This is a genomic window from Paraclostridium sp. (assembly GCF_051657365.1).
In the GTDB taxonomy this organism is placed as follows: Bacteria; Bacillota; Clostridia; order Peptostreptococcales; family Peptostreptococcaceae; genus Paraclostridium.
Genome location: NZ_JBOFKN010000004.1, coordinates 1 through 7,655 on the forward strand (window position 1 = coordinate 1; position 7,655 = coordinate 7,655).

A 7,655-nucleotide genomic window follows, 5' to 3' on the forward strand; every position below is an offset into this window, starting at 1 on the left:
AGCAATTAAATTGTATAAAAACTAATAAAGACATATCTAAAATAGATATGTCTTATATTAGAGAAAAATTAGAACATAAACAATATATTAAAGTTTTTAATGATACTATTGAAACTTTTAACAAAGATGAAAGTAATCAAAAATATACAAAACTTTATATGGAAAAACTAGAAGATATAGTTAATAAACAAGTAAAAAAATATATAAAAAAAGATAATATTTTAAAAAACTATTTAGCTATAATTCTTGGAGAATATAGACTTAATAATTATGAAATAAGTGAATTTTTACTTAGTTGCATAAACACTAAATCTATATACTTAAGAGTTTCTGCACTAGAATCTATAGCTAAGATAGGCAATATAAACACTTTTAAACACGCAATTGAGTATGTTTCTAAAGAAGAACGATATATAAACAATAAAGTATTTATTGATATAATAAATCAATTTGGTGGAGATAAGTATATTCTAGATAAATACTTAATAAGTGACTTTGGAAATTTTAGCGAAAGTTTTCAAAAGATAGTAGTAGAACATTTTAAAAATAATAAAACTGATTTTGTAAAAAAAGATCTATTAAATTATTTAAATTCTAATATAAGCAAAGAAATAAATATAAGCATAATAAAATACTTCACGACTATAAAATATGAACAGTCTACAGAAAAAATAATAGAAATTTTAAATAATGAAGATTGGGAATGCAGAGCAGTATGTGCATCAGCACTTAAAAATTATAAGTGTGAAGAAAGTAAAGAAGCACTATTAAAAAGTATAACTGATAAAAACTGGTATGTAAGATATAACTCAGCTATAACTATACTTAAATTTGAAGATAAGAGTTTAATAAATTACATACTAGAAAATGATGATAAATATGCAAAGGACATACTTTTTTACGCAATGTTTATGAATAATGAGTTATCTTATGAAGATTACTTAGAAAAACTAGGGAAGATAGAGGTAGAATATCAATGTTAAGATTAGTTATAGATTATTTAAATATGTTTTTTTTCTATTATATATTTATTTACGCTATAGTATTTTTTATATCTACTATATTTTCTATTTTAGATTTAAATGAAGATAAGCGTAAAAAAAGATACTTAAATGAATTATCATTAAAAAGTAAAGACAACTATGTTCCTGTATCTATATTAGTTCCAGCATATAATGAAGAAGAAACAGTCGTTGACTGTATAAAATCACTATCATATTTAGAATATCCAGAATATGAAATTATAGTTATTGATGATGGATCTAGTGATGATACATCAAAAATTGTAATAGATTATTTTAAATTAAAAAAAGTTCCAAGACCTGTAAGAAGACTTGTAAAATGTAAAAATGAAGAATATATATACGAAGGTACCATAAAAAATGATGTAAAACTAACTTTAGTTAGAAAAGAAAATGGAGGAAAAGCAGATGCATTAAATATGGGTATAAACATATCTAAATATCCATTATTTACATCTTTAGATGCAGATTCCATTTTACAAAAAGACTCCTTAAGTAATATAGTAATGCCCTTTATGGAAGATGATACAACTATAGCAGTTGGAGGAAGTATAAAGGTTGCAAATCAAATTACCTTAGATAAAGGTGAAGTAGTAAAAATAATGCCTCCTAAAAAAATTCTTGCAATATTTCAGACTATAGAATATTATCGAGTATTTTTAACGACTAGAGTTTGGTTTAACAGTTTTAATGGAAATTTAATAATATCAGGAGCTTTTGGTCTTTTCCAAAAAAATGCTGTATTAAATATTGGTGGATACAATACAGATACTGTTGGTGAAGATATGGATCTTGTAGTAAAGTTGCATTCTTTTTATAGAAAAAATAAACTTAAATATAAAATACAATATGAACATAAAGCAATCTGTTGGTCACAAGTACCTGAAAAACTAAAAGATTTAAAAGGACAAAGAAGAAGATGGCATATAGGATTAATAACAAGTTTAAGTAGTCATAGATACATATTTTTAAACCCTAAATATGGATTGGTTGGTATATTTTCTTTTTTATATTTTGTAGTATATGAAATGTTTTCATGTATTATAGATATATTTGGGCTAATTATAATATTAATATCATATTTTAATGGATTACTTAATGTAGAATTTTTATTTACATTTTTATTTGTCTATATTTTCTATAGTGTGATAATTTCAGTTACTTCAATAATTCTAGAAAACTATATGTTTAAACATATATCTAGTATATCTACTTTATTAAAATTAATGTTATTTGCATTACTTGAAAGTTTTGGATATAGACAATTATGTTCTTGGTATAGAATAACTGGATTTATTGGATATAGAAAAAGAAAACATCAATGGAGCAAAATAAGTAGAAAAAAACAGAATAAAATCGAAAACATAGACAAAAAATATAATGAAAATAATTCAATTTAGCAAAATTTAAATGTAACAATTCAGTATCAAAAATGGTCACATAGTATATTTATGGAAAAAATTGTGCTAAAATAAAAAGACTTAGTACAAAAAACTACCATTTTCGACAATAATACTAGGTGGTGATTAATATGAAAAACAAAAATACTAAAATTATAATTAGTATAATGCTAATTGCAATTATTGGATTTGGAGTTAAGTTTGTATATTCTCAGAATGAGGATATTAATAATAAAAGATTTAAGGATCATGTAGTCTTTTACCCTCAACATCAAGATGATGAAGTACTTTGGGGTGGAACAGCAATAGTAGACGCTATTAAAGAATGTGGAGCTAATAATGTATATGTTGTTTTAGTTTCTGATGGATCAGGAGTAAATGTATTTAAACAAAATCCTAAGTTTAGAGGATTAGACAGAAAAGAAAAAGAGACACTTAGAAATAATGAGTTTAGATCTTGCTTAAGTCAACTTGGTGTAAAAAGTAATAATATAATAATACTTGCAGACCAAGCTCAAAAGCCAGGAACACATTACGATCTTATGGAAAAAACTATACTTAAATTTGAAAAAGAATTGGGGAGTGTTACACAAATAGCACACCATTATAAGTTTGATAATCATATAATGCATAGAAAAAATGGTCAAGTTTTAAAGAAACTTAGTGATGAAGGAAAAGTTCAAGATGCTAGATATTTTGTTAAACCTGCATATGTTAAAAGTATTCCTAAAAACGAAAGGGATATATATATAGCAAACACTACAGATGTTAAAGACAAAGTTAAAAGTGCTCTTGACGAATATAAAGTTGTAGATGAAAAAAATCAAAAATATGGGATAGGTTATACCTCAGCTCATAGTTACTTTAATCACTTATTTAGTGATCCTGAGTTTACATCTGTATTAAGTTTTAACTAAAAAAATAAAAAACTATCTTGTTTAAATAAACATAATATTATTTAAACTAAGATAGTTTTTTTATGTTCTAAATTTGCAAAAGTAACAACTCTATGTTATGATTAAGTTGTTAGAAGAAAAAACTTAATAAAGTAATTGAGTTGTTACTTTAATATAAATAACACAATACGGAGGAAACAATATGAATAAAGATAATTTTGTATTTAAAATTTCATTAATACTGACCAGTTTAGTGGTAATCTTTGGATTAGTATCGCCAGATATGTTTAAAGAGGTATCAAATAAAGGATTTAGTTTAATAGTAAGCAATTTTAATTGGATATATTTAGTAGTAATGCTAGCATTAGTAGGATTTGCAGGATTTTTAGCTTTTAGTAAATATGGAAACATAAGACTTGGTAAAGATACAGACAGACCGGAATTTAGTAATTTATCATGGTTTTCAATGTTATTTGGAGCTGGAATGGGAATAGGGTTAGTATTTTTCGGAGCTGTAGAACCATTAAAACATATGGTAGCACCTATAGGAGCTACACCAGGAAGTCAAGAAGCAACAAACTTTGCAATGCAACAATCATTTATGCACTGGGGAATAACTCCATGGGCAGCATATGCAATAATGGGATTATCATTAGCATATTTCCAATTTAGAAAAGATGCACCAGGGCTTATAAGTAGTATATTTTTACCTATACTAGGAGAAGAAGGTGTAAAAGGTCCAATAGGTAAAACAATAGACATATTGGCAGTATTTACAACTGTAACTGGAATAGCAACATCTTTAGGTATGGGAACTATGCAAATAGCAGGTGGACTTGAATATATGTTTGGTATAAAAAATACTATATATGTTCAAATTTTTATAATAGCTATAGCAACGATATTATATATTAAAAGTTCAACTAGTGGTTTAGATAAAGGTATAAAGTTATTATCTAATATAAATTTAGGATTAGCAGTTTTACTATTAGTTGGAGCTATAGTTGTAGGACCGACAATGGATATGATATCTAACTTTTCAAATGGAATGGGAGTATATGTAGAACAATTTATATCTCAAAGTTTATATATGGACCCAAGTGGTCAGTGGATAGCACAGTGGAGAGTATTTTATTGGGCTATGTGGATAGCATGGATACCATTTGTTGGAATATTCATAGCTAGAATATCAAAAGGAAGAACTATAAGAGAGTTTATAATAGGAGTAACAGTAGCACCGGCAATAGTATGTATAATATGGTTTGCAGTATTTGGAACATTAGGAATGGACCTTGGTCTAGATTTTGCAAAAGATGCAACAATGGTAACGGAAACTGCATTATTTAAAGTATTTAGTCATTACCAATTTGGAAATATATTATCAATAATCGCTATGATATTACTTTGTACATTCTTCGTATCATCAGCAGATTCAGCGACTTATGTACTTGGAATGTTTACATCTAACGGAGATTTAAACCCAAGTAATAAAAAGAAAATAACATGGGGAATAGTTCAAGCATTATTAGCAATAGCACTATTACTTTCAGGTGGACTAGAAACATTACAAACAGTGTCTATAGTATCAGCATTCCCATTTGCAATAATAATGATGGTGAGTATTGTATCTGTAATGAAAGCTTTAAAAGAAGAGTTTAAAACAGAAGTAAAAAAAGAAAAAGAAAAAGTAATTGTAAAGCCGGTCAAAAAAGAATATGAAGTTAAAAGTAAATATAAACAACCTGCAATACAAAATTAAAAAAATGTATATTGATAAAAAATAATGAAATACTTATAATATATATTAATCATTCAACACAAAATAAAAGAGAGTATCTTAATTGAAATTTATATTAAGATACTCTCTTTTACATTTATAAAAATTAAATTGTACAAATATTATTTCTAAACTTCTTTCTCAAAAACTAGGTCAAATTCAATTACTTTTCCATTAAGTTCAAAATCACTAGGTATAGCTGTAATAAACCTCCAGCCTTCTTGACTATGCTTATTTATCAACTCTCTATGATCAGAAATTCTAAAAACTGAACTAGCCTTTGATCTAACATAAGTATATGTATACATTATTGGGATCCCCCTTTTTTTAAAATATCTCTAGCAAATTAAAACTTATTCATCATGCCCATATAAAAACATTGGAACTGAATTGTGAATATTAACATCTCCAATAACCATTAATATGTCATTTTCTATAAATTCAATATAAGGTCCTGGAGAAAGAATAAGCTCTCCATTTCTTTTAACAGCAACTATAGTTCCGCCGGTATTTTGCCAAAAATTAGTTTGACCAGCAGTCATTCCAATAAACTTACAATTAGATTTAATTTCAAACTCAAAAGGAACTAAAGGATTTATAGTAGATAACCTACTAGAATAATCTACTATTTTATTCATAGTTTCTAATATCTGAGCTTCTAACTTAGCTTTGCTATTAAGAAGAGAATATAAATCTGACTTATAAGATGAAATATTAGTTATGTTTTGATATTTTTTTAAAAATGACTCAGCACTTACAGAAGATAAAACGATTATTCCTTTTCCTTTAATACTTTGAACAACTTCTATATCTTCTAGAAGCTTGACAGAACGTCTAATAGTCTCAGGCGAAACATTATACTTAGCAGCAAGAGCAGAACGGCCATGAAGCGTAGCACCTTCAGAGATGTTGCCGCTATATATATTGTTAGCTATATCAAGAGCAATCTTTTGATATATAGGCATAGTATGTGATTTTTGCATATTTCCTCCAAATAATTCAATAAATATATTATAATAGCTAAATATTTTATCTTTAACAAAAATAAATGTATAAAAATATTCAATAAATAGTATATATTGAATATTATATCACTAATTAGCAAAATATATATAGGATTAACACACATAAAGGAGGAAGTTTTAATGGAAATAGTAAAAAATTTATTAGATGGTACTCTAGAACAATATAATGATAGTGTTGTACCTAAAATACCAGTATTTTCAGGATCAGATATAACCTCTGAAGTATATTATTTTAAGCCAGGACAAATATTAAAAGCACATAGACATCCAAATGGAGAACAAGTATTTTTCTTTTTCAAAGGAAATGGAAAAATGAGTGTTGAAAATGAAACTATGGATGTTAAAGAAGGCTGTAGTGTTTTTGTAAAAGCAGGACAGTGGCATGAAATAATTAATGGAGATAGTGAAATGGTTGCAGTTCAAGTTACTAAAGTTGGAGCTGGAGCAGAATATAAAGAAAATTAATAAAAATATAGCCATTAAAAAATAGTTTTAATGGCCATATTTTATTTATATAAGTGATTTTTTCTATGATTAAGAAATGGAAATTCTTTTCGAATTTTATCAACATAATCAAAATCTAGATCACAAATAAAATAACCTTCTTTTTCATCTAACTTATTTACTATATCACCCCAAGGAGAAACGACAATAGAATTTCCAAAAGAAATATAAGAATCATTTACATTTCTAGCTGGAGCACACCCAATTGTATAAACCTGATTGTCAATAGCCCTACATTTAAACAATAAATCCCAATGAGAAGGACCTGTTTTCATATTAAATGCAGCAGGAACTATAATAGCTTTAGCACCTTTAGCTACCATAATATTAAATATATCTGTAAATCTTAAATCATAACAAATACATAAACCAAACTTTCCAAATTCAGTATCAAATACTGTTATATCACTTCCTGGAGTTATAGTATTTGATTCCTTTATAAATTTGTCATTTATTTGCATATCAAATAAATGTATTTTTCTATGCTTACCTATTAAATCACCATTTCTATCAAAAACATAAGAAGTATTATAAATTTTATTATGTTCATCTACTTCAGGCATAGATCCAGCTACTAAATATATATTATATTTTTTTGCTAATTTAGATAAATAAGTATAAGTAGCTCCACCTTCACATTCTGCATATAAAGGGAAAAACTTAGTTACATAAGGACAACAAAACATTTCAGGAAGTACAACAATATCAACTCTATTTTTTGAAAGCTTGTCTAAATAACAATTTAAAATTTCAAGATTTTTAATTTTATCATCTGTAATAATCATTTGAATAATTGCTAATTTACATTTACTCATAAAACATCCTCCTTTAACTTATCATTAATATAATTTTAATATAAGTTGTCAATATATACTATCGCAGTGATATAATATAATTTAAATTTAATACAGAGAGAAGGTCAAATAAATTGAATGAATTATTAATAACATTAAACTCAGATATAAAAATATGTGAAGAAACTTTAAGAACTAATGACTATTTAGAAATAGTAATAACATTAGAGGAAATTT

The 7,655-nt window shown here is 26.1% G+C and carries 8 protein-coding genes; 5 read left to right on the forward strand and 3 right to left on the reverse strand.

Annotated features, from left to right (window positions below; translation table 11 throughout):
• The 4 genes from ACRCYC_RS00095 to ACRCYC_RS00110 form a co-directional block, all read left to right on the forward strand.
• Positions 1 to 983, forward strand: a 983-nt coding sequence (locus tag ACRCYC_RS00095; RefSeq protein ID WP_438617160.1) for a HEAT repeat domain-containing protein, incomplete at its 5' end; no start/stop codon positions are given.
• Positions 977 to 2,422: a glycosyltransferase family 2 protein gene (locus ACRCYC_RS00100; protein WP_438617161.1), complete on the forward strand. Its 1,446-nt coding sequence runs from the start codon at positions 977 to 979 to the stop codon at positions 2,420 to 2,422. The genes ACRCYC_RS00095 and ACRCYC_RS00100, both read left to right, overlap by 7 nt.
• Before the next feature lie 131 nt (positions 2,423 to 2,553).
• Positions 2,554 to 3,339, forward strand: coding sequence for a PIG-L family deacetylase (locus ACRCYC_RS00105; protein ID WP_438617162.1), 786 nt, complete (start codon positions 2,554 to 2,556; stop codon positions 3,337 to 3,339).
• Between the two features lie 181 nt (positions 3,340 to 3,520).
• Entirely contained in the window at positions 3,521 to 5,077 is a 1,557-nt protein-coding gene (locus ACRCYC_RS00110; RefSeq protein ID WP_438617163.1) for a BCCT family transporter, read from the forward strand.
• Between the two features lie 146 nt (positions 5,078 to 5,223).
• Here the strand turns inward: ACRCYC_RS00110 and ACRCYC_RS00115 are convergent, their stop codons facing one another.
• Positions 5,224 to 5,403 (reverse strand): DUF4177 domain-containing protein, encoded by a 180-nt coding sequence (locus ACRCYC_RS00115; RefSeq protein ID WP_438617164.1) that lies wholly within the window; start codon positions 5,401 to 5,403, stop codon positions 5,224 to 5,226.
• 45 nt (positions 5,404 to 5,448) lie between these two features.
• On the reverse strand, positions 5,449 to 6,078 hold the full coding sequence (locus ACRCYC_RS00120; protein WP_438617165.1) for a TrkA C-terminal domain-containing protein: 630 nt from the start codon (positions 6,076 to 6,078) through the stop codon (positions 5,449 to 5,451).
• 162 nt (positions 6,079 to 6,240) lie between these two features.
• On the opposite strand from ACRCYC_RS00120, the gene ACRCYC_RS00125 reads away from it, so the two are divergent.
• Entirely contained in the window at positions 6,241 to 6,585 is a 345-nt protein-coding gene (locus ACRCYC_RS00125) for a cupin domain-containing protein (RefSeq protein ID WP_438617166.1), read from the forward strand.
• Positions 6,586 to 6,626: 41 nt separating this feature from the next.
• Here the strand turns inward: ACRCYC_RS00125 and ACRCYC_RS00130 are convergent, their stop codons facing one another.
• Positions 6,627 to 7,439, reverse strand: coding sequence for a carbon-nitrogen hydrolase family protein (locus ACRCYC_RS00130; RefSeq protein ID WP_438617167.1), 813 nt, complete (start codon positions 7,437 to 7,439; stop codon positions 6,627 to 6,629).
• Between the last annotated feature and the right edge of the window lie 216 nt (positions 7,440 to 7,655).